Source organism: Exiguobacterium sp. KJ 601, assembly GCF_027161185.1.
Taxonomy (GTDB): Bacteria; Bacillota; Bacilli; order Exiguobacteriales; family Exiguobacteriaceae; genus Exiguobacterium; species Exiguobacterium profundum.
Genome location: NZ_JADHZG010000001.1, coordinates 1,099,909 through 1,121,767 on the forward strand (window position 1 = coordinate 1,099,909; position 21,859 = coordinate 1,121,767).

Annotated in this window: 23 protein-coding genes; 15 read left to right on the plus strand and 8 right to left on the minus strand. The window is 47.2% G+C overall.

From position 1 onward, the window contains the following. Window positions 1-125 precede the first annotated feature (125 nt). The gene (locus IRJ25_RS05640; protein WP_269317883.1) at window positions 126-1,283 is read right to left on the minus strand and encodes a hypothetical protein; all 1,158 of its coding nucleotides are present in this window, start codon (window positions 1,281-1,283) and stop codon (window positions 126-128) included. A gap of 257 nt (window positions 1,284-1,540) precedes the next feature. On the opposite strand from IRJ25_RS05640, the gene IRJ25_RS05645 reads away from it, so the two are divergent. Beyond that, window positions 1,541-2,134 (plus strand): GNAT family N-acetyltransferase, encoded by a 594-nt coding sequence (locus tag IRJ25_RS05645; protein ID WP_269317884.1) that lies wholly within the window; start codon window positions 1,541-1,543, stop codon window positions 2,132-2,134. Between the two features lie 34 nt (window positions 2,135-2,168). Then, the gene (locus IRJ25_RS05650; protein WP_214781348.1) at window positions 2,169-2,729 is read left to right on the plus strand and encodes a histidine phosphatase family protein; all 561 of its coding nucleotides are present in this window, start codon (window positions 2,169-2,171) and stop codon (window positions 2,727-2,729) included. An 84-nt stretch (window positions 2,730-2,813) separates the two neighbouring features. On the opposite strand, the gene IRJ25_RS05655 is transcribed toward IRJ25_RS05650, so the two are convergent. Then, complete coding sequence (locus tag IRJ25_RS05655; protein ID WP_269317885.1) at window positions 2,814-3,818, minus strand: site-specific recombinase; 1,005 nt, start codon at window positions 3,816-3,818, stop codon at window positions 2,814-2,816. A gap of 101 nt (window positions 3,819-3,919) precedes the next feature. Here IRJ25_RS05655 and hflX point away from each other — a divergent pair, with 101 nt between their 5' ends. From hflX to glnA, 4 genes are all read left to right on the plus strand, one after another. After that, a complete protein-coding gene (hflX, locus tag IRJ25_RS05660) occupies window positions 3,920-5,167 on the plus strand; it encodes a GTPase HflX (protein ID WP_031423477.1) in 1,248 nt (415 codons plus the stop codon). A 2-nt stretch (window positions 5,168-5,169) separates the two neighbouring features. After that, complete coding sequence (locus IRJ25_RS05665; RefSeq protein WP_264092595.1) at window positions 5,170-6,468, plus strand: methionine gamma-lyase family protein; 1,299 nt, start codon at window positions 5,170-5,172, stop codon at window positions 6,466-6,468. A gap of 92 nt (window positions 6,469-6,560) precedes the next feature. Next, window positions 6,561-6,965 (plus strand): MerR family transcriptional regulator, encoded by a 405-nt coding sequence (locus tag IRJ25_RS05670; protein ID WP_031423479.1) that lies wholly within the window; start codon window positions 6,561-6,563, stop codon window positions 6,963-6,965. 47 nt (window positions 6,966-7,012) lie between these two features. Beyond that, window positions 7,013-8,353 (plus strand): type I glutamate--ammonia ligase, encoded by a 1,341-nt coding sequence (gene glnA, locus IRJ25_RS05675; RefSeq protein WP_031423481.1) that lies wholly within the window; start codon window positions 7,013-7,015, stop codon window positions 8,351-8,353. 89 nt (window positions 8,354-8,442) lie between these two features. Here the strand turns inward: glnA and IRJ25_RS05680 are convergent, their stop codons facing one another. From IRJ25_RS05680 to lexA, 3 genes are all read right to left on the minus strand, one after another. Next, window positions 8,443-9,318, minus strand: coding sequence for an AraC family transcriptional regulator (locus IRJ25_RS05680; RefSeq protein ID WP_214781344.1), 876 nt, complete (start codon window positions 9,316-9,318; stop codon window positions 8,443-8,445). 191 nt (window positions 9,319-9,509) lie between these two features. Next, window positions 9,510-9,950: a metal-binding protein gene (locus IRJ25_RS05685; protein ID WP_269317886.1), complete on the minus strand. Its 441-nt coding sequence runs from the start codon at window positions 9,948-9,950 to the stop codon at window positions 9,510-9,512. Next, window positions 9,950-10,570, minus strand: a complete 621-nt coding sequence (gene lexA / locus IRJ25_RS05690; protein WP_214781342.1) for a transcriptional repressor LexA — start codon at window positions 10,568-10,570, stop codon at window positions 9,950-9,952. The genes IRJ25_RS05685 and lexA overlap by 1 nt, the downstream gene beginning before the upstream one ends. Window positions 10,571-10,773: 203 nt before the next feature. On the opposite strand from lexA, the gene IRJ25_RS05695 reads away from it, so the two are divergent. From IRJ25_RS05695 to IRJ25_RS05725, 7 genes are all read left to right on the plus strand, one after another. Then, window positions 10,774-11,010, plus strand: a complete 237-nt coding sequence (locus IRJ25_RS05695; protein ID WP_074036863.1) for a hypothetical protein — start codon at window positions 10,774-10,776, stop codon at window positions 11,008-11,010. A gap of 71 nt (window positions 11,011-11,081) precedes the next feature. Beyond that, window positions 11,082-11,726 (plus strand): YneB family resolvase-like protein, encoded by a 645-nt coding sequence (locus IRJ25_RS05700; RefSeq protein WP_031423490.1) that lies wholly within the window; start codon window positions 11,082-11,084, stop codon window positions 11,724-11,726. A 60-nt stretch (window positions 11,727-11,786) separates the two neighbouring features. Further along, window positions 11,787-12,020: a DUF896 domain-containing protein gene (locus IRJ25_RS05705; protein WP_031423491.1), complete on the plus strand. Its 234-nt coding sequence runs from the start codon at window positions 11,787-11,789 to the stop codon at window positions 12,018-12,020. Between the two features lie 199 nt (window positions 12,021-12,219). Then, window positions 12,220-14,211, plus strand: a complete 1,992-nt coding sequence (tkt, locus tag IRJ25_RS05710) for a transketolase (RefSeq protein ID WP_074036867.1) — start codon at window positions 12,220-12,222, stop codon at window positions 14,209-14,211. A gap of 125 nt (window positions 14,212-14,336) precedes the next feature. Beyond that, entirely contained in the window at window positions 14,337-14,570 is a 234-nt protein-coding gene (locus IRJ25_RS05715; RefSeq protein ID WP_012726454.1) for a YneF family protein, read from the plus strand. A 125-nt stretch (window positions 14,571-14,695) separates the two neighbouring features. Further along, window positions 14,696-16,450 (plus strand): ABC transporter transmembrane domain-containing protein, encoded by a 1,755-nt coding sequence (locus tag IRJ25_RS05720; RefSeq protein WP_031423496.1) that lies wholly within the window; start codon window positions 14,696-14,698, stop codon window positions 16,448-16,450. Then, window positions 16,440-18,203 (plus strand): ABC transporter ATP-binding protein, encoded by a 1,764-nt coding sequence (locus IRJ25_RS05725; RefSeq protein ID WP_159562399.1) that lies wholly within the window; start codon window positions 16,440-16,442, stop codon window positions 18,201-18,203. Before IRJ25_RS05720 ends, IRJ25_RS05725 begins: the two co-directional genes overlap by 11 nt. A gap of 77 nt (window positions 18,204-18,280) precedes the next feature. On the opposite strand, the gene IRJ25_RS05730 is transcribed toward IRJ25_RS05725, so the two are convergent. Further along, the gene (locus tag IRJ25_RS05730) at window positions 18,281-18,463 is read right to left on the minus strand and encodes an aspartyl-phosphate phosphatase Spo0E family protein (protein WP_214781340.1); all 183 of its coding nucleotides are present in this window, start codon (window positions 18,461-18,463) and stop codon (window positions 18,281-18,283) included. A 188-nt stretch (window positions 18,464-18,651) separates the two neighbouring features. On the opposite strand from IRJ25_RS05730, the gene IRJ25_RS05735 reads away from it, so the two are divergent. Both IRJ25_RS05735 and IRJ25_RS05740 read left to right on the plus strand, forming a co-directional pair. Continuing rightward, window positions 18,652-19,350 carry a cytochrome c biogenesis CcdA family protein gene (locus IRJ25_RS05735; RefSeq protein WP_012726450.1) on the plus strand — a complete coding sequence of 233 codons (699 nt, stop codon included), beginning with the start codon at window positions 18,652-18,654 and terminating at the stop codon, window positions 19,348-19,350. A 19-nt stretch (window positions 19,351-19,369) separates the two neighbouring features. Beyond that, a complete protein-coding gene (locus tag IRJ25_RS05740) occupies window positions 19,370-19,822 on the plus strand; it encodes a CcdC family protein (RefSeq protein ID WP_031423499.1) in 453 nt (150 codons plus the stop codon). Between the two features lie 33 nt (window positions 19,823-19,855). Here the strand turns inward: IRJ25_RS05740 and IRJ25_RS05745 are convergent, their stop codons facing one another. Together IRJ25_RS05745 and IRJ25_RS05750 are read right to left on the minus strand one after the other, a co-directional pair. Next, on the minus strand, window positions 19,856-21,415 hold the full coding sequence (locus tag IRJ25_RS05745) for a solute symporter family protein (protein WP_269317887.1): 1,560 nt from the start codon (window positions 21,413-21,415) through the stop codon (window positions 19,856-19,858). Further along, the gene (locus IRJ25_RS05750; RefSeq protein WP_269317888.1) at window positions 21,412-21,741 is read right to left on the minus strand and encodes a DUF485 domain-containing protein; all 330 of its coding nucleotides are present in this window, start codon (window positions 21,739-21,741) and stop codon (window positions 21,412-21,414) included. Before IRJ25_RS05750 ends, IRJ25_RS05745 begins: the two co-directional genes overlap by 4 nt. Window positions 21,742-21,859: the final 118 nt, after the last annotated feature.

Sequence of the window (21,859 nt, forward strand, 5' to 3'; positions counted from 1 at the left end):
ATTTGTTTCTTTTAGTATACGATATGAATCGCTACAGGTTGTCTTTTCAATTGTGAGAATGGAGAATCTACCAGTTAGAAAATCATTTAAATAAGGCGCCCTTTCTTAGAGAAGGCGCCTCTTGTTTATACAGATGATACGGTCAACATAGACTGTTCAGTCAATCGTCCGATCCAAATCAACGGAAGAGTCAAAAGTGCTCCGAGAAGGTAAACCGAATCAATTGGTAGTCCATCCGCAAGAAGACCGAACAGCAAACTCCCTACACTGAATGCGAGGGCGTATCCCGTTTGTTGCACACTATATACATAGGGAAGTCGCGCAGTCGGGATCTGTTCTTGAATGACGGTATTCGCCTGGATGATCCGCATTTGTGTGGCTGCCCCTTGAATCACTAACGCCAAAATCGCAAACGCGAGATGCTCGGTCACGCCGAACAACAGAGCGGCAACAATGGATAAGACGGCAGTCGACGGTAGCGAGGGTGCTCGACGAGACCGATAAAGATAAGCACTCGCCGCGATCATACTAATCAAAAATGATGCGTTAAGCGTTCCCCACCAGCCTGTATCGACTTGCAAATGTCGCTCGAGATAGACGAGAAGCAACGCTGAAATCCAAAGCGTGCTGACAAATGATTCATACGTCACAAACCAAGTCACACGACGAGCGAATGGTGACGTTCTTACATAAGTAAGACTATCGCGTAAGGTAATCGATTCCTCCGTTCCATCATCGACGATGTCTTCCGTAAGCGATTGATAGAAGTAAATCGTCACAACCGTTGAAAGGCTGAAGAGAACGAGTGAAACGATTAATGCAAAGGCGCTAGACGAGAGAGAGACGAGCATCGTCCCGAGCGGCCACATCGCGAGTTGGATGAACTGATTGGAACCTTGAACTAGGCTGTTCGCTTGTTGACGATTCGTCGCCAAACTTGGGATGAACGAGGCTTGAATCGGACGTGCGAATCCATCGAGAAATGCAATCCACATGACGAGGCCGAGAACAAGAATCGAATCCGTGAAGAGAACGAGAACAAGGGTGATCGTCTTCATCAGTTGTGACAGGACGAGCGTTTTCCCGAGCGAGTAGTGACTGAGGATGCGGGCGAAAAAGAGTCCGCTGAGCGTCATACCGGCAGTCACGGCAATCGGGAAACTGGCCGCCATGAGAGCGGACCCAGTTTGTTGATACAGCAAGGCAATGAGCGCGACGATGTATAGGACATCGCCAATGTTTGCGAGCCATTGGCTAACGAGCAGTGTGTAAAACGATTTCATCACAAATCTCCTCCGAATCTATTCAATTTGGTAGGTTAGACGAATCGTTTTTACACATTTTCACCTCTTCATAAAATGATATAAAAATAATTATACAAAATTTGATTAATTCTGTAAACTTATCATATGGGTGAAATTGTCATAATAGAAGAGTGGAATGATTCAACAAGCTTTGATGGTAGTGGGTAAAAAGCAATTACGTGGGTTACTTTACGAAAGTGAATTGAAAAAACAATGAATGATAAGGATGGGACTATATGCTTGAATATAAACTAAATGATGATGTCACACTGAGAATGTTCAATGCAGACGATGCGGACGAGTTATTTAAGCTCACGATTGCATCGAAGCCTTATTTGCGAGAGTGGCTTGGCTGGCTCGACTATATTGAGACGGTGGAAGACTCGAAGCAGAACATAGAGGGACGAATCAAAGGGTTGATTGAAACGGGCGGGCACCCAAAATCGTTCGCTTTGATGTATAAAGGAGCACTGGCCGGAACAATTGGATTTAACGAAATCGATCGTGGTATCCAATGTGGCACAATCGGATACTGGCTCGGACAAGAGTTTCAAGGGAAAGGCATCATGAGTCAAGCGCTCGAGACCATCATCGAGTATGGGTTTCAAGATTTGAAACTAAATAAAATTGAGATCCGAGTCGCGACAGAGAATGTGAAGAGTCGGGCACTTCCGGAACGATTCAGCTTTAAGGAAGAAGGGGTCATTCGAGATGCGGAGTGGCTGTATGACCGTTACGTCGATCATGTCGTCTACGGGTTGTTGAAACATGAATTTTTGCAGCTAAACCATCATTCTAAAGCTTTTGATGAGGCTGGACATCGTATGTAAACAACGACGAGACATTTTAAAAGGGGACTACTGAATGACAACCATATATTTTGTCAGACATGCACATTCTACCTATACACCAGACGAATTCGCCAGACCGTTATCTGAGAAAGGAATGCATGATGTTGCTGAAATTACAAACCTTCTAATCGATGAGGGGATCGATATCGTGACTTCGAGTCCATACAAACGAGCCGTTCAAACCGTAAAAGGCATCGCGGATTATCTTGGACAGGACGTTGTAGTGTCGGATGATTTGAGAGAGCGAACCTTGACTTCAGAACCAGCTAAAGACTTTACAAGCGCGATGGAGACCGTTTGGAAAAATCCTGCGTTCGCATGGGAAGGGGGAGAGTCGAACGATCAGGCCCAATCTAGAGGGGTAGAGGCTCTCATATCACTGCTCCGTACATACGAAGGGAAAAAAGTGGTGCTCGGCACACATGGAAATATTATGGTTCTCATGTTGAATTATTTTGATGTGCGATATGGATATGAATTTTGGAAAGAACTCGACATGCCGGATATCTATAAGGCGACTTTTGAGAACAATACATTGATGAGTGTCGAGAAGTTATATAAACCTCAAGGTTAGAAATCGATTGACTATAGATGGTAAGGATCAAGTTGTCTTTGTACCATTAGATAACCTGAAATCGTACAGACCAAGACCTGCCCTTCACGAGAGGGCGGGTCTTTCGTCTGACTCAAATAATTCAGTTCCAAACTCTTCATACGCCTGTTCATACCGGCGGAGGGAAGATTCCTTATGCATACAGGTGATATTCATCCGCTCGGATGGTGTCATATCGCCAGCATATGTCTTCAACACATGGGCGTTTCGAAGCATCGATGGCGTGACGGAGCGCGCGAGGCCACTTCGTTCGTTCAACTGCCGCATCATTTTCGTAATCATGACGATCGTCAATTGCTTCGGTTGATTCTTCGCATACACCCAGCGGAACGTCATCCGGGCAAAATCGAATGAGACGAAGACCGGGTCTTCTGAATACCAACGTGGTCGTACCGGGGTCGGGATATCAGCTAGGTAATTCATGAGCAACGATTGATCTTCTTGTGACAGCTTCAACGTGAAACGGTTTCCGAGACGATCATACACGTCGAAGGTGTGATCGGCCAGATGCAAGTCGATCATTCGCAAACGGATGATGTGATGGACACGCAATCCATATCTATAGAAAAGCGTCACAATCAGTTCGTTCCGATTGACGAGATAAGGATGAGCTTGGAGCTGATTCTCACTCAGTCCTCTCGTCGAACGAATCGTTTGAACGAGTCGGTCGAATTCAGATTCGAGTGCGACTTGGTCGACTGTCAACGTATGTGCCGGTTGGGAATAGGCAAGCATCTTTTTACGAAGCGGATTTAAAAATTGGGTCAGGCTATTGATGACCGTGACGATTCTTGCGACGGTCGCCTGTTGATAGTGCTTCTCTTCGATTAAGAAGTCATTCACGAATGTCTTCCACGATTCGAGCGGAACGTCTAACCAGTCCGTCGGTTCGTTGAGTTCGACATTGTGGTCGTGAAAGTATTTATGCACGTCGATCAAGTCGTAGCGATATCGCTTAAGCGTCGAGGGTTGACGACCGCTGGCGCCGAGATGATAGAGGTACGTTTCAATAAATTCCGGGAGCGGGTAGTCTTTTCTTCGTTTCGTCATGGTCGAGCCTCCTTCTTCCTTTATCCTACCACAAACGGACGTTCTCTATACGCTGATTCGTGGTAAGATGAAAGGTGAGACTTTATGGAATGAGGGATTACATGATTGAACGTGAAAAAGTTGTCATCGTCGGTTGTCAGTTGCCTGACACCGATGATTGGACATATGAACAGTCGATGGGCGAGCTCGTTGAACTCGTGGACACAGCGCAAGGCGAAGTCGTTGCCAGACTCGACCAAAAGCGTCAACAAATCGACCGTCGTACCTTTATCGGGAAAGGGAAAATCGAGGAACTCGCGATGCTCGTCGAACAGTTCGAGCCGGACTTATTGATTTTCAACGCCGAATTGACACCGGCACAGTCGAAAAACATTCGCATCGCCTTGAACGATCCAGATGAGATGAAGTTGATTGACCGCACACAGCTCATCTTGGACATCTTTGCGAGCCGTGCGCAATCGCGCGAAGGGAAATTGCAGGTCGAACTCGCGCAGATGAACTATTTGCTGCCGCGTCTCATCGGTCAAGGCACACAGCTTTCGCGACTCGGTGGTGGAATCGGGACGCGTGGTCCTGGTGAGACGAAACTTGAATCGGATCGTCGTCACATCAAGCGCCGCATCGATGAAATCACGAAACAGCTCGAGGGGACAGTCGCACACCGTGGACGTTACCGAGAACGCCGAAAAGAAAACAGGGTATTCCAAGTCGCGCTCGTCGGGTATACGAATGCTGGGAAGTCGACAATCTTTAACCGATTGACCGATGCCGACACGTACGAGCAGGATGAATTGTTTGCGACGCTCGACCCGTTGACGCGCGAGCTCGAACTTCCGCGAGGTGGGAAAGTACTGATCACAGATACGGTCGGATTCATCCGTGACTTGCCGACGAAACTCGTTGCCGCGTTTCGTTCGACATTAGAAGAAGTTGTCGGTGCCGACTTGATCCTTCATGTCATCGATGCATCGAACCCACATTATCTGAATCAAATCGATACGACGAATGCGGTATTAGAGGAACTCGGTGCGAGTGAGGTGCCTCAGCTCGAGGTATATAATAAGAAAGACCGTCTGACGGAAGACTTCGTCGGCGGACCGTTATTGATCTCGGCAATTGCCTCGGAAGATATCGTGACGTTGACAGGTGCTCTCGAGGATAAGATTGCGGACATTTTGACAAAAGTCCATGTCATTCTCCCGGTGACGGCGTTTGAACACTACCACCCGGCCAAAGAGGCGATGTATCGTCTTGAAGAGAGCTTTTTAGATGACGGTTCTGTCGAATTAGTAGGTTATATGAGAGAAGACACGCGTCTATATGCGACGCTAAAACAATTTGAGGTGTAAGTATGTGGCAAGAAAAGATTGAACATTATGATGCGCTCGCGCCGTTCGTAAAAAAAGCGGAGGCACGGGTCAAACCGTTTTTCGAAAGGATTGACGAGACGGCCGAATTCAACCAGTATCGCGTCCTAGAATCGTTTAAAAAGCATAAAGTGTCGGATTTTCATTTTAATCCGACGACGGGATATGGATATGACGATATCGGTCGAGACACCCTCGAGTCGATTTATGCGGATGTGTTTGGAGCCGAGCTCGCGCTATGTCGACCACAAATCATCTCCGGTACCCATGCAATCGGGATTGCCTTGTTTGGTGTCCTTCTACCAGGTGATGAGCTTCTCTATATCACAGGGAAGCCGTATGACACGCTTGAGGAGATTGTCGGCATTCGTGGCGATGGTCGCGGTTCGTTAAAAGAACTCGGTGTCCATTACGATACTGTCGAATTAAAAGAGGAATGTGAAATCGACATCGACCGCGTCCTCGAACGGATTCGTCCTGAGACGAAACTCGTTGGGATTCAGCGATCGAAAGGGTATGCGAATCGTCGCAGTATTCCAGTCGATGAAATCAAAGTGGCCATCGAACGGATTAAAGCGGAACATCCGCATGTATATGTGTTCGTAGACAATTGTTACGGTGAGTTTGTCGAGACGATCGAACCGACGCACGTCGGGGCTGACTTGATGGCTGGTTCTCTCATCAAAAACCCAGGCGGTGGATTGGCGAAGACGGGCGGTTATATCGCTGGTACGAAAGAGTTAATTGAACGGTGTTCGTTCCGTATGACGACCCCAGGTATCGGAAGTGAAGCCGGACCATCACTCTACTCGCTTCAAGAGATGTATCAAGGCTTCTATATGGCACCTCATACAGTCGCACAGGCATTAAAAGGGGCCCATTTGACGGCAAGTCTATTGTCTTTGATCGGATTCGAGACAGATCCTCACTATACGACTCTACGAACGGACTTGATTCAGTCGGTGACGTTCCGTGACCGCGACAAGATGATCGCGTTTTGTCAGAGCATCCAAATGGCATCGCCGGTCAATGCCCATGCGTTACCGGTGCCGGCCTATATGCCGGGTTATGAAGATGACGTCATCATGGCAGCTGGGACGTTCATTCAGGGTTCTTCCATCGAGCTGTCTGCCGATGGTCCGCTTCGGGCACCGTACACGGCGTACGTTCAAGGTGGTCTGACGTATGCTCACGTAAAAGTCGCGCTCATGTTGGCGTTGAGCCAATTACACGGTAAAGGATTGGTCGAATTCAATGACCAAAATCGGCCGACACATTTGTAACTAATCTGTCATGTTAACTTTCTTAACATCTATTGACAGGATTGTTGTCATATATTATTCTCACATTGTGAGACAGAAAAGGAGGGGTAAGGATGGCCGATCAATTTCGTCGCTCCAACCCGTTGTTTCCGATTGGAATCGTCCAAGATTTGACGCAACTGACAGGTAGACAGATTCGGTATTACGAAGAACAGGGTCTGATTTCGCCTAGTCGGACGGAATCGAAACGACGACTTTATTCCTTTAATGATGTCGAACGTCTACTCGCAATCAAGGATTACATTGATCAAGGCTTTAACTTGGCGGCGATTCGCCACATGTTAGAGCAAGAAGGTGAAAAAGAAGCGGAAGCATCTGCTCCGGCCGCACCGGTCAGTGAAGCACCGAAGGTTTCGGAAAAAGAGTTACATCATTTGTTGAAAACACAGCTTCAAGAAGCCGGTCGTTTCAATAAAACGTCGCTCATTCAAGGTGAGCTTTCACGTTTCTATCGATAACGCCGCACACATCAACCATTACGCAATGTGAGAGGGGACATTTTACCATGGCCAGAAAAACGTTCACAAAAGAAGACATTAAACGCATCGCACAAGAGGAAGACGTACGCTTTATTCGTCTTCAATTCACGGACATCCTCGGAACAATCAAAAACGTCGAGGTGCCGATCAGCCAATTGGACAAAGCACTTGATAACAAGATGATGTTTGACGGATCGTCAATCGAAGGATTCGTCCGCATCGAGGAATCAGACATGTACTTGTATCCAGACCTCAACACGTGGGTTGTCTTCCCGTGGACAGATGGCAGCGGAAAAGTTGCTCGCTTAATTTGCGATATTTATAACCCAGACGGTACACCATTCAGCGGTGACCCGCGCGGTACACTCAAGCGTAACCTTGAGAAGATGCAAAAACTTGGTTTCACAGCGTTCAACGTTGGACCAGAGCCAGAGTTCTTCTTGTTCAAAAAAGACGCATCAGGCCGTCCGACTCTTGAACTCAACGACCAAGGTGGATACTTCGACTTGGCACCAGTTGACCTCGGTGAGAACTGCCGTAAAGAGATCGTCATCGAACTTGAAAACATGGGCTTTGAAATCGAAGCATCACACCACGAAGTAGCACCAGGACAACACGAAATCGATTTCAAATACGCAGATGCTGTCACGACGGCAGATAACATCCAAACGTTCAAACTCGTCGTCAAGACGATCGCAGCGAAGTATGGTCTTCACGCGACGTTCATGCCGAAGCCGCTCTTCGGTGTAAACGGTTCAGGGATGCATGCGAACATGTCACTCTTCAAAGGCGACACAAACGTCTTCTACGATCCAAACGGCGACATGGAACTTTCAGATACAGCTCGCGCGTTCACAGCCGGTATCTTGGAGCACGCTCGTGCCTTCACGGCAGTATGTAACCCGACTGTCAACTCATACAAGCGTCTCGTACCAGGCTACGAAGCACCTTGCTATGTTGCATGGAGCGCACGTAACCGTTCGCCACTCGTACGTGTACCAGCGGCACGTGGTCTCTCGACTCGTATCGAAGTACGTTCGGTTGACCCAGCGGCGAACCCGTACCTTGCACTTGCTGCCCTCTTGGCTTCAGGTCTTGACGGGGTCGAAAAAGATTTGAATGCACCTAAACCAATCGATAGCAACATCTACGTGATGGACAAGCCAGAGCGTGTAGCAAACGGAATCGACGATCTCCCGGCCACACTCTTCGACGCACTCGAAGTCCTTCGTGCGGACAAAGTCGTGATGGACTCACTTGGTGAGCATATCGGCGAACACTTCCTCGAGTTGAAAGAAATCGAGTGGGATATGTTCCGTATGCAAGTAACAGAGTGGGAACGCGATCAGTACATGACGCTCTACTAAATAGAAGAGATACATTAAAGAGTATGGAGCATCCCTCAATTTGGGATGCTCCATACTCTTTTTGATAAATCATAATAGCGGAGATATCTTTATGATTCCGGCTCTTCTCTAACCTTCACAGGGACCCAAACCTCGCTATATACGTTGTCATATCCTGTTTCTATTTTGCTAAATGAAATGCTTGGCAAGTCTTGAAGTGCGTATCCCGAAGAAGGTAACCATTCTGCATAGGTTCTTGCCATCGTCTCTTGTAGAGTGTTTGGGAATGGTCCAGTGTTCGGGAAGATTGCCCATAAACTTTTTGGGATTGAGATCACTTCGAGATCGTCATACTTAATTTCTCTTGTCGTGGCGAAACCGATCATATGTGTCAAATAACCTTCTTCTTCTAAGTGACCGTCATCAAAATTGAACGATGCGTTCAAGGCACGATGCGGATATAAATTGCCTAATTCATGCATGTGAGCCCGTTGCTCTTCCGTAATCGACTTCGCTAGTTCCATGATTTCTTCGTTGACTCCCTCGAATTGAATAGGAACACGCTTTGAAACTCCAACGATTTGAAAAGCTTCTTTCTCTTCTAACTTGAACTCCATTGATGTTCCTCCTTTTATATCGATATAAAACGTGAAGCGAGGGAACGACTTTTGAATGTGATTCTTCATGACTTCAGAAGGCAAATGACCAGACCAATCTCGAAACGCTCTGGAAAACCCTTCGACCGATTGATATCCATAGAGATATGCGATTTCTGTTACGCTTGAACCATGAACCAATTTTTCATTTGCGATAGAAAACCGTCGATTTCGTATATAAGTGTGAAGTGTCATTCCTGACATATACGAAAACATCCTCTTAAAATGGTGAGCAGATAGTCCGGTGATTTTTGTGATTTCTGAATCTAATAGTTCTTCCGTTAAGTGCTGTTCGATAAAGTCCATCAGCTCATTTAATGCTTTTACCATCAAATTCTCCTCCTTCATAGTTTGACAATATCGGATTTCTTCCAACTCATCTCGATAATTTGCGTGCAGGAAAGATCGGGTCGTATTAGTTTAAGCATTTCATTCATAAAATGGATACCCTATAACACGTTATCATTCCAATTAAAACAAAGGACCACCTTCTGTACTTCACGAAGGTGGTCCTTTGTTGGTTAAAACGCTTTTTTGAAAAACGTTGAAGTATAGTCGAGCGTCGTATGCAGTGTCGTCGCAAACACGAGCCCTAAAAAGAAGGACATGCCATGAATGTCCACCCATGAGCGTATTTCCTCTTCGTAAGCCGTGAAGGGCAGAAGCAGCACGAGTGGGAACCCGATATATGCAATCCGAATCATATCACTCAAAGCAGGTAAGTGCGAGAAGAGCGAACGGTGCGGCATGAGCTTTACGTAAGGGAGCCAAATCAGTTTGAGAGGTCCCCATCGATAATAGGCGTCTGATTTCAAATCGAGGTCCGGGGAGAGCCAGAGTGTACCGATGATGGTACCGATGATCAATGAGAACGGAACATCGATTTCAAGAAAAGGCGTGGCAACCGCGAGTGCTCCGGTTGCCACGAGATTCGTACGGGTATGGGTCTTGCCACTAGCCATTAATGAATCGTCCGGTATACACCGATAACCTTCCCTAAAATCGAGACGTTGTCAAAATACATCGCTTCTAACTCGTCGTTCTCCGGTTGAAGGCGGACCTTCGAAGCTTCTTTGTAAATTCGCTTCACGGTCGCTTCGCCTTCTTCCGTCATGGCGACGACAATCTCTCCATTGTCGGCCGTGCTCTGCTGGCGGACGAGCACCCGGTCTCCGTCTAAAATTCCTGCATTGATCATCGAATCCCCAGAGACAGACAACATATATACATTATCTGACCCGACGATATGTGCTGGAAGAGGGAAGTGCTCTTCCACGTTCTCGATGGCGGTGATCGGTGTCCCGGCAGTGACCTTCCCGATGACCGGTACGTACATGACGGACTCTTGCTCTTCTATTGTCGGCATATCTTCAGTCAAAATTTCAATCGCGCGAGGCTTCGTCTTATCTCGACGAATCAATCCACGCTTCTCTAAACGATCTAGATGACCGTGTACGGTCGAACTAGATGCAAGACCGACGGCTTCTCCAATTTCACGAACAGAAGGCGGATAACCTTTTGCCCGTACTTCGTCTTTGATGAAATCAAGAATCTGCTGTTGTCGCGCTGACATTTTTTTCATTATGTTCACCTCGATATAATCGAATAACCTGCAATCGCATCCTATTCTTTATGTCTCTAGTGTAACACAAGAACACATGAGCGTACAAACATTCGTTCGTTTTTTTGTGTTGACCGAACACGGGTTCTTGTTTTATGATGAGAACAGATAAACGAACAAACGTTCTAACGAACATATATTCTTATACAGGAGGCAATGTAATCATGAAAGATACACTCAACGGAATCATTTTAGTCGGGATGCTCTTAGTCGGGATGTTCGCTTTTTATTTGGCTGGTGAAATGCGAGGGGAACCAAAAGTTGTCGATCCGGTCGTCACGTCAGAGCGGACAATCGAAGAAGAGGTTGCGTACGTCGAAGCAGAATCACTCGAAGCACAGATCATGGCAGAGCGTGAAGAGCATAACGAACGAAAAATGAAATGGTATGCCGCTGAGTGATCTTTCTTCATTGCGAATCAATCTTAAACTGTGTATCGTAACAAATGAATGCAATGAAAGGGAGTGGTGCGATGCGGGTCGTCATCTATTGCCGGGTATCGACGAACAAGTCTACCCAAGAGACATCACTCAGTCGGCAAGTCGAAGAATTACAGCAGCTGGCTTCGGGATTAGGGGCCGACGTCATAGATGTCATCACAGAGCAAGAGAGCGGTTATGAAGTCAATCGACAAGGGCTACTTGATTTACTGGACCATGTATCCACTTCTCAGCTCGATGCCGTGCTCGTCACGGACGACAGTCGCTTAGGACGAGGGAATGCTAAGATTGCGATCTTGCATACTTTAATGAAGCATGACGTGCGATTGCTGACGATGCAGTCTACGTCGGACTATGTCGTTTCCGATGCAGAGAAGATGGTATTGGAGATTGTCAGTGTTGTCGAAGAATATCAACGAAAAATTCACAATGCGAAAATCTCGCGTGGGATGCGTCGTGCGGTCGCTAACGGATTTAACCCACAGCGCAACATTCAAAATCATGATCAAGGTGGGCGACATCGAATTGAAGTGCCAATCGAAGAGATTATCCAATTGCGTGAACGTGGCTTGACGTTCGCTGAGATTGCGGCGACGCTACGTGGATTTGGTTATGAGGTCTCGAAGGCAACGGTCAATCGACGATATCTTGAGCACCAGTCGGTTGCTGAAACTTGATTCTTCCTCTCTGATTTTGTAAAGTATAAGAACAAATTCACTAGAGAGGGGGCGAGTCATATGTTAGCACCAGGACAATTGGAGCGAATCAATTTCCTCGCCAACAAAGCGAAGACAGAAGGACTGTCTCAAGAAGAAATGAACGAGCAACAAGACTTGCGTCAAGAATATTTGAAGGCGTTTCGTCAATCGTTCAAATCACAAATGATGGGTATGAAAGTCGTCGATCCAGATGGAAATGACGTTACACCAGAGAAGTTGAAAGAAGATCAAAAACGCTATCGCGGTGAGTGATACCGAATGCACATCCTATTTCGCATAGGATGTGCATTTTTGTTATACACGAACACGCATCAGACGAACGGATTACATGCTATTTCATGCAATAGAAGGAAACGATTTCATCAAATGTGTTATACTAATTAATTAGTTGTGACACACGATTGAGTATGATAAAATATGACGGGTAGAAAACCTTCTTAACACAGAGAGGATGAAATTAGTGGAAACAACTACTAAAGAATTATTAGCGATTAACTCGATTCGGACGCTCTCAATTGATGCAGTCCAAAAAGCGAACTCTGGTCACCCAGGGATGCCAATGGGCGCTGCCCCGATGGCGTTTACACTTTGGACAGATAAAATGCGTCACAACCCGAAAAACCCGAACTGGTTCAACCGTGACCGTTTCGTGCTCTCAGCGGGTCATGGATCGATGCTCTTGTATTCGCTCCTTCACTTGTCTGGCTATGATTTGTCGATGGACGATTTGAAATCATTCCGTCAAATGGACTCGAAGACACCTGGTCACCCTGAGTACCGCCACACGGCTGGGGTAGATGCGACAACGGGCCCACTTGGACAAGGGATTGCGATGGCTGTCGGGATGGCCATGGCAGAGAAACACTTAGAAGCGACTTACAACCGCGACGAGTTCAACGTCGTTGACCACTACACGTTCGGCATTTGCGGTGACGGAGACTTGATGGAAGGTGTATCTGCGGAGGCGGCTTCCCTCGCAGGTCACTTGAAGCTCGGTAAACTCGTCGTTCTTTACGATTCAAACGATATCTCTCTCGATGGCGACCTTCATAAGTCGTTCTCTGAAAGCGTAGAAGACCGTTTCAACGCTTACGGGTGGCAAGTCATTCGTGTCGAAGACGGAACGGACATCGATTCAATCGCAAAAGCGATCGATGCTGCGAAAGCAGAGACGTCGAAGCCGACATTGATCGAAGTCAAGACGGTCATCGGATTCGGTTCACCGAACAAGTCGGGTAAATCGGCATCACACGGTGCGCCACTTGGAGACGCTGAAATCGAATTGACGAAACAGTTCTACAAATGGGAAGGCGAGTCATTCTACGTTCCAAACGAAGTATATGACTTATTCAACGAGAAAGTTGTCGAGCCTGGCGCGAAATATGAGTCAGACTGGAACGAACTCGTTGAAGCGTATAAAGCGGCACACCCTGAGCTCGGAGCACAGTTCGAGCGCGCGATGAACAATGACCTTCCTGAAGGTTGGGATAGCGAGTTGCCGACTTTCGAAATCGGTTCGAAAAAAGCAACACGTCAAACGAGCGGTGAAGTGTTGAACGCAATCGCAAAAGCAGTACCGACACTCTTTGGTGGTTCGGCTGACCTTGCTGGATCGAACAACTCGATGATCAAAGGTGCGGTAGACTTCGATGAAGACCCAGCTGGTCGTAACATCTGGTTCGGTGTTCGTGAGTTCGCGATGGCGGCAGCTGTGAACGGTATGGCCCTTCACGGTGGTGTTCTTCCTTACGGTGCGACGTTCTTCGTCTTCTCGGATTACCTCCGTCCTGCAGTCCGTCTCGCAGCACTTATGGGACTTCCATCGACGTTCATCTTGACGCACGACTCAATCGCAGTCGGTGAAGATGGTCCAACGCACGAGCCGGTCGAACATTTGATGAGCTTCCGCGCGATGCCGAACCTCTCTGTTCTTCGTCCTGCTGACGGCAAAGAAACGATTGCAGCTTGGAAACAAGCGGTGACATCGAAAACGACTCCTTCACTTCTCGTCTTGACTCGTCAAGCGTTACCAGAACTCGAAGGTACATCTATTGAAACGGCAGCAAAAGGAGCTTACGTCGTTGCAGGTGAATCGAAAGATGCAGACGTTCTCTTGCTCGGTACAGGTTCTGAAGTACACGTTCTCGTTGAAGCGCGTGAACAGCTCGCGTCAGAAGGCGTGAAAGCGGCAGTCGTCTCGATGCCATCATGGGAACTCTTCGAAGCGCAATCTGCAGAGTACAAAGAATCTGTCCTTCCATCTTCAGTCACGAAACGTGTATCACTTGAAGCGGGTGCGACACTTGGATGGTACAAATATGTAGGATTCGGTGGTAAGGTACTCGGAATCGACAAGTTCGGAGCATCTGCACCTGGTGACCTCCTCATGAAAGAATACGGCATGTCAGTCGACAACGTCGTCAATGCAGTAAAATCACTTTAATCTCTAGTTAGATTGTTGTGACGGCCAATCGTTTGGCCGTCACTTTTTTTCTGGACGACTAGCGAAGTTGTTCAATTTAGTGTATAGTAAAAAACGATGTTTCATATGGTAGAGGAGGTAAAGCCTTGAGTACATTATTCTGGATTCTTCTTGTCGTGGCAGCACTCATCGGGGGTATCGCGATTGGATTCTTTATCGCGCGTAAATACATGATGAACTACCTTGAACAGAACCCGCCAATCAATGAAGATATGATTCGTACGTTGATGATGCAGATGGGTCAAAAGCCATCACAGAAGAAAGTCAACCAAGTGATGCGCGCCATGAACGTGCAGATGAAAAACGAAAAGAAATCATAATCAATCACGAAAGCACTTCGGTTCCCGAAGTGCTTTTTTGTTTCCTCTTTTTGTTAGACAATCGAACAAACTTTCGCTACGATTAATGAATAATCTTCATCTAAAGACAAAGGGGGGCGTTTCACATTCGTGTATTCAAACAATTATCTTGGTTTTTGCGTCTTGAGTGGAAGACGTACGCGCTCGGCATCGTCTTACTGATCTTCGTGGCTGGTCTAGAACTGATTCCACCACGCATCATCGGACGGATTGTCGATGAGATTAACCGTGGTTCGCTTTCGTCCGACACACTCTGGCTGTTATTAGGGGGACTTGCTGCTGTTGGGATTGGAAATTATGTCGCCCGCTTCTTTTGGCGCTATTTTATCTTCGGCGCATCGATTCGTCTAGGAAGAATGCTTCGTAGCCAACTATATCGGCATTTCACAGATCTTGATCAGCGATTTTATAAAAAGTCACGGGTCGGTGATTTGATGGCCCATGCGACAAATGATGTACAAGCCGTATCGATGACGGCCGGTGCGGGAATTTTAACACTCGTCGATAGCGTGACACTTGGGACGTTCGTCATCATCACGATGATTACAACAATCAGCTGGAAATTGACGCTCGTTGCCTTACTACCGTTACCAATCATGGTCGCTTTGACAACGCGATATGGAAAGATGTTACATAGCCGATTCGGGGTCGCCCAAGCGGCATTTTCAGAATTGAATGACAAAGTGCAGGAAAGCGTCAGTGGCGTCCGTGTCTTAAAGTCGACGGGGGAAGTCGATCGGGATGTGGAATCGTTTGAGAACTTATCGAGTGAAGTCATGGCGAAAAACGTACGAGTCGCGAAGATTGATGCCTTATACGACCCGACCATCTTCGGAATTGTCGGATTGTCTTATATCCTTTCGGTCGGGTATGGAGCCGTCTTGATTGAACAAGGCGAATTGACGATTGGACAGATTGTCAGCTTCACAGCTTATTTGGCACTGTTGACATGGCCGATGTTAGCCTTTGGATGGTTGTTCAATATCGTGGAGCGTGGACGCGCGTCTTACGACCGAATTGAGCGAATGCTCGCCGTCAAACCTGAGATTCAAGACGACCGCATGGCTGCGACGACCCTTTCTCATTCAGAGGTGGAGGTCGATATTCGAAATTTCGCCTATGATGAGACCGTTGTGCTCCACAATGTCCATTTTCGGATTGAACGTGGAAAAACAATCGGGATTGTCGGCAGAACAGGTGCAGGGAAGACGACGATTGTCCGTCTATTGACGCGTGAGTATGATGTGAAAGATGGAAAGATTAAAATCGGTGGGATCAACATCCGCCAAGTGAAAAAATCACTTCTGATGGATAAAATTGCGGTCGTTCCACAAGATCATTTCTTGTTCTCGGATTCGATTGCGAACAATATCGCGTTCGGAAGGCCTGAAGCGAGCATGGAAGAAATCATCGAAGCAGCTAAGGTTGCTGAGGTGCATGAAGATATTGTCCGTCTTCCGGAAGGATATGCGACACTCGTCGGTGAACGTGGAGTCACATTATCAGGAGGACAAAAACAACGGATTTCCATCGCGCGGGCGCTCATGACAGCGGCGGATGTATTGATATTAGATGATGCCCTATCTGCGGTCGATGCGAAAACGGAAGAGTCGATTATCGAGCATTTTCGAGTCGGTAATCCAGATCAGGCGCGCGTCATTGTCGCACATCGTCTTTCGGCTGTAGAACACGCTGACGAGATTCTCGTGATTGAGGACGGAAACATCATTCAACGAGGTCGCCATGAGGCATTGCTTCAAGAGACGGGCTGGTATCGTGAGACATATGATCGTCAGCAACTTGAAGCGATTGTAGAAGGGGGGGGACACGATGAAACATGATGTCCAAGAATGGCAAGTCATCAAGCGCCTGCTCAGTTACGCGAAACGGTACGGAAAACCGCTAAGTGTTGCCTTCGTATTTCTCTTGATTGCGACAGGTGCAAAGTTGGCAGGGCCGTTTCTAATCAAAGTGTTTATCGATGAATTCGTCACACCAGGTGTCTACCCGACGAACTGGGTCATCGCTCTTTTTGCTGTCTATATGGTGCTTCATTTGTCGGCGATTGTATTTGACTATCTGCAATCCATATCTTTTCAAAAAATCGCCTTAAAAATTGTGCAAAACATTCGGATGGACATCTTCCGTCACGTTATGGGGATGCGACTTGCCTACTTTGACCGCACACCAGCGGGAGTCCTTGTATCGCGTATCACGAATGATACGGAGGCCGTAAAAGAGCTCTATGTCGGGGTGATGAGTACGTTCGTTCAGTCTGCCGTTCAGTTGATTGGGACGTATATCTTCCTCTACATCTTGGAGCCCCCGCTCGCAACGATGGGACTCATCTTGTTGCCTCTCTTCTGGCTTATCATTTGGGCGTATCGTCGTTTCTCGACGAAATATTTCGCGCAAGTGCGGGATTTGTTGTCACAACTCAACGCCCAGTTGAACGAATCCATCAATGGGATGGGCATCATTCAACAATTTCGTCAAGAAGAGCGTCTCATTCGTCAGTTCGAAGAGACGAACGAAGCGCATCAGGAGGCACGATATCGGAACTTAAAACTCGATAGCATGTTACTCCGCCCGATTATCGAATTGCTTCTCGCCTTCTCCATCATCGGTCTGCTCGGTTATTACGGGGTACTCTCGATGAGTGAACAAGTTCAAGTAGGGGTCGTGTATGCTTTCATCAGCTATATTGAACGTATTTTCCGTCCCGTGCTTGATATCATGCAACGATTAAGCGAATTTCAACAAGCCGTCGTATCGGCCGACCGTGTCTTCAAAATTTTAGATACGGATGAACCGGCTCCAGGTAAACAGATGCCTGGTGAAGCACGAATCACTGATGGGGAAGTTCGGTTCGAAAATGTGACATTCAGTTACGACGGAGAAGTTGACGTGTTGAAACAGATTTCTTTCGTTGCTAAACCAGGTGAGACGGTTGCGCTCGTTGGTCATACTGGGAGCGGTAAGAGTTCAATCATCAATTTGTTGACACGTTTTTATCCATATGAATCAGGTCGCATCACGATTGATGGGCAACCGCTCGAACAGTTCGAGGAGCAAGAGCTTCGTCAACAAGTCGGGCTTGTCCTACAAGACCCATTCTTATTTACGGGAACAATCGAAGAGAATTTGAAGCTGTTCAATCCAGTCATCGATTCTGAGCGCGCGCGTGAAGCTGCTGAATTCGTCCAAGCGCATACATTCATTGAAAAGTTGGACGCTGGCTATGGCCATGTCGTCGGAGAGCGTGGAGCGACGTTCTCAAGCGGGGAGCGTCAATTGCTCGCATTTGCCCGTACGGTCGCACGTAATCCAAAAGTGCTTATTCTCGATGAAGCGACGAGCTCGATCGATACCGAAACAGAGGAGCGTGTACAAACCGCGCTCGATCGGATGCGTCGTGGTCGGACGACAATCGCAATCGCCCACCGCCTGTCGACGATTCAAGATGCAGATTTAATTTTGGTCTTGCATCGTGGTGAAATCGTGGAACGCGGCAATCATCAACAGTTATTGAAACAAGACGGACTGTACAAAAAGATGTATGAACTGCAATCCGGACAACGTCTGATGTCTTGATTTGGAAAGGATACCTATTCAGGTGTCCTTTTTTCCATGGAAAAAGCTCGCCACACAAGATGACGAGCTGTCAAGTTTCAAGAATGAAGTTTCTCTTTATTATGCTTTGATAGGACATGACGAGTGATTAAAGAGTCAAGTTCTTGGCTTACTGAAATGACTTCGGGTGAGTTCCAAGAATGCTTTGACGCGATTTTATACAGTTCATCACGTTTTTGTTCAATGGCCTGGTGTAGTGTATCTGCTGCGGTGACTGCCACGTTCGTTCCCCCATCATGTAAATTAGAATTTTGTGAACTGGAATATCCAAATCTTAGCACCTCCGTTTACAGATGACAAGTTTCATTTCCATTTCAAAAATTACAAAATGATGTTGCGGTTTGAAAGAAAAGATTCGAGCAATTTAAATAGGTTTTCGCTATAATGGTCGTGAAAGGTGGAAATCGTCATGGAAGTCACATTATGGCTCGCATTTGGGGCGGGCGTCTTATCGTTCTTGTCACCATGTACGCTCCCGTTGTATCCGGTCTTTCTCTCGTATATTACTGGGGTTTCCGTATCTGAGTTAAAAAATGAAGGATTAAAACAGCGTACAGCTTGGTTCCACACATTTTCGTTCTTATTCGGTTTTTCGATTGTCTTTCTCGTACTAGGATTGTCGACTTCATTGATTGCAGACGTCTTCATCCAATATAAGGACAGTCTACGCATGTTCGGCGCCATTTTGATTTTCGTGTTCGGCGTCTTTTTGGCGGGCTTATGGCAACCGCAATTTATGATGCGTGAAAAGAAAATGGATATCGGCGAACGAAAGAGCGGTTATTTTGGAACCGTTTTAATTGGTATTGGATTTGCGGCAGGCTGGACACCGTGCACAGGTCCAATTTTAGCTGGTGTGATCGCACTAGCCGCCACGAACCCGAGTCAAGGACTCGGCTATATGTTGGCGTATGTCATCGGATTTGCAATTCCATTTTTGGTAATGGTCGCATTCGTTGGCAAGATCAAGTACTTAGCACGCAACAGTGCAAAAGTAGCAAAAGTCGGAGGCTATTTGATGATGGCGTTCGGCGTACTATTATATTTTGACGGAATGAATCGGTTCGCTGCATGGATGAGCGAGCTTGTCGGATTCACCGGATTTTAAGGGGTTGACCGAGATGTCAATGTTATGGGGGTCGACTCTCGTCGCGTTGTTAATGGGTATCGTAGCGAGCTTTGTTCGTGTAAAAGCATCGGCAAAGCCGACGAATGCGAAGAAAATTTTAATTCCACCACTTGCGATGACGACCGGGATGATTCAGTTTTTGATTCCCGCGTTTCGCTTATCATGGGTCGAAGTGGCTGAGGCCCTTGCGGTCGGACTCATCTTCAGTCTGTTTTTGATTAAGACATCCAATTTTGAAAAACGGGACGGCGAAGTGTATCTCTCACGATCGAAAGCATTTTTTGTGGTCGTGTTCGCACTCCTTGCCATCCGTACAGCAATGAAGGTTTGGGTCGGTCATGAGGTCGATCTATTCTCTACAGGCGGATTGTTCTATTTGATTGCTTGGGGGATGATTGTCCCGTGGCGAATCGCCATGTATCAAAAATATAAACGAATCGCAATCACGTAAAAATGGAGTGGCGTTGAGCCACTCCATTTTTATTTAATCTGCTTTCGTAGCGGCGACTTCTGTCTCCGCGTCGATTCCGGTGTTCGCCTTGATGAGTACGCGTTCATAGTTGCCAGCAACTTCATCTGATTTCGTGACCAGTGTACCAATCACGGCAGCGATGAAACCAAGGGGGATTGATACAATCCCGGGATTGGATAGCGGGAAAAGGGCTTCACCGAGAAAGATGGCCGAACCGTCCGGAGCCCACAGGTTCGGACTGAGTGCGACTAGAATCAGTGAGGAGAACAAGCCGACGACCATTCCCCAAATGGCGCCACCTGTATTGAAGCGTCTCCAGAAAATCGTAAAGAGGATGACAGGTAAGTTCGCACTCGCCGCAACGGCGAAAGCGAGCGAGACAAGAAATGCAACGTTCATCGACTGGGCGAAAAAGGCTAGTCCCATTGAGACGAGTGCGACCGCAACTGAAGCGATTCGCGCGGCTTTCACTTGTTCAGTTTCTGTCGCTTCCCCTTTACGAATGATATGTCCGTAGAAGTCATGGGCGAAGGCGGAAGCAGCTGACAGTACGAGTCCAGCGACAACGGCAAGAATTGTCGCGAACGCGATTGCGGCAACGAAAGCGAACAAGAGGTCACCACCGAGCACTTGCGCGAGAAGAGGGGCCGCCATGTTGCCGGCAGGGTTTGCGGCGAGAATGGCATCACGTCCGACGAATGCTGCGGCACCGAAACCTAGGAAAATGGTCAAGATATAAAATGCACCGATGATCCATGTCGCATAGACGACGGATTGCCGAGCAGTCGGTGCATCTTTGACGGTGAAGAAGCGAATCAGAATATGAGGGAGCCCTGCCGTACCGAGCACGAGCGCCATGTTTAATGAAATGGTATCGAGCGGTAGCTTGAACTTGTTCCCAGGGTTCAAGAAGTCACTTCCGAGTGGGGTCGCTTTACTGACTTCATTAAACATCGTCGTGACGGAGAAATCAAAACGAGCGAACACGAGAAATGAAATGATTGCCGTCCCAATCATCAGAAGTACGGCTTTTGTGATTTGTACCCAAGAAGTGGCCGTCATGCCACCGAAAACGACGTAGACTGTCATTAAGATTCCGACGACGACGACACTTGTCGTATAAGGGATTCCGAGTAACAGTTCAATCAAAGCACCCGCTCCGACGAGTTGCGCAATCATGTAAAAAATGGAGATAACAATCGCATTCATCGCTGCGACACCACGTACGCGAGGCTTGTTAAAACGTGCCGCAATCATGTCTGCCATCGTATATTTCCCAAGATTTCGCAATGGTTCGGCGACGAGATAGAGGACAACGAGATAGGCAACGAGGAAACCGATTGAATAGAAAAACCCATCGAATCCCGCAAGCGCAATCATACCTGCAATTCCGAGAAACGATGCGGCAGACATATAGTCGCCTGCAATGGCAAGACCGTTTTGAAATCCGGTCAATCCACCATCTGCCGTATAAAAATCGCTGGCAGTTTTTGTTTTTCTTGCTGCAAAGTATGTAATCACTAGCGTGAGTCCGACAATGGCGATAAAGAGGGCGATCGCGGTCCAATTCATGATCTCACCTCGTCTTTCAATCGTTCGACGAGTGCGTCAAAGCGACGGGCACGTCGACTATAAAGTACACAAAGTGTCCAAGTCATAATGAACTGGGAAAAGGCGAACGCCCAAGCCCAAGTGATGTCCCCGATGAGTGGTGTATTCAAGATCGTCGTATAGCTCGTCAGAATCGGGAGTGTGAAATAAAAGATGAGTGAGGAGATGATAGCTGGAACGATGAAGCGATTTTTTTCCCGCATTAACCGATGAAATGTCTCATGTTCGGTAATCATGTGGGCAGATTGATGGCTTGTCGTTTGTGAAACTTGTGTCACATCATGCATAATAGACCCTCCTTGACTGTAAGATAAATCCATTATGCGTTGTGAAAAACAATTCAGTCATTCCTTTTTTTCGTGTCGAAATGAAAGACGTTATATTAATATTGGTCATACCAATTTA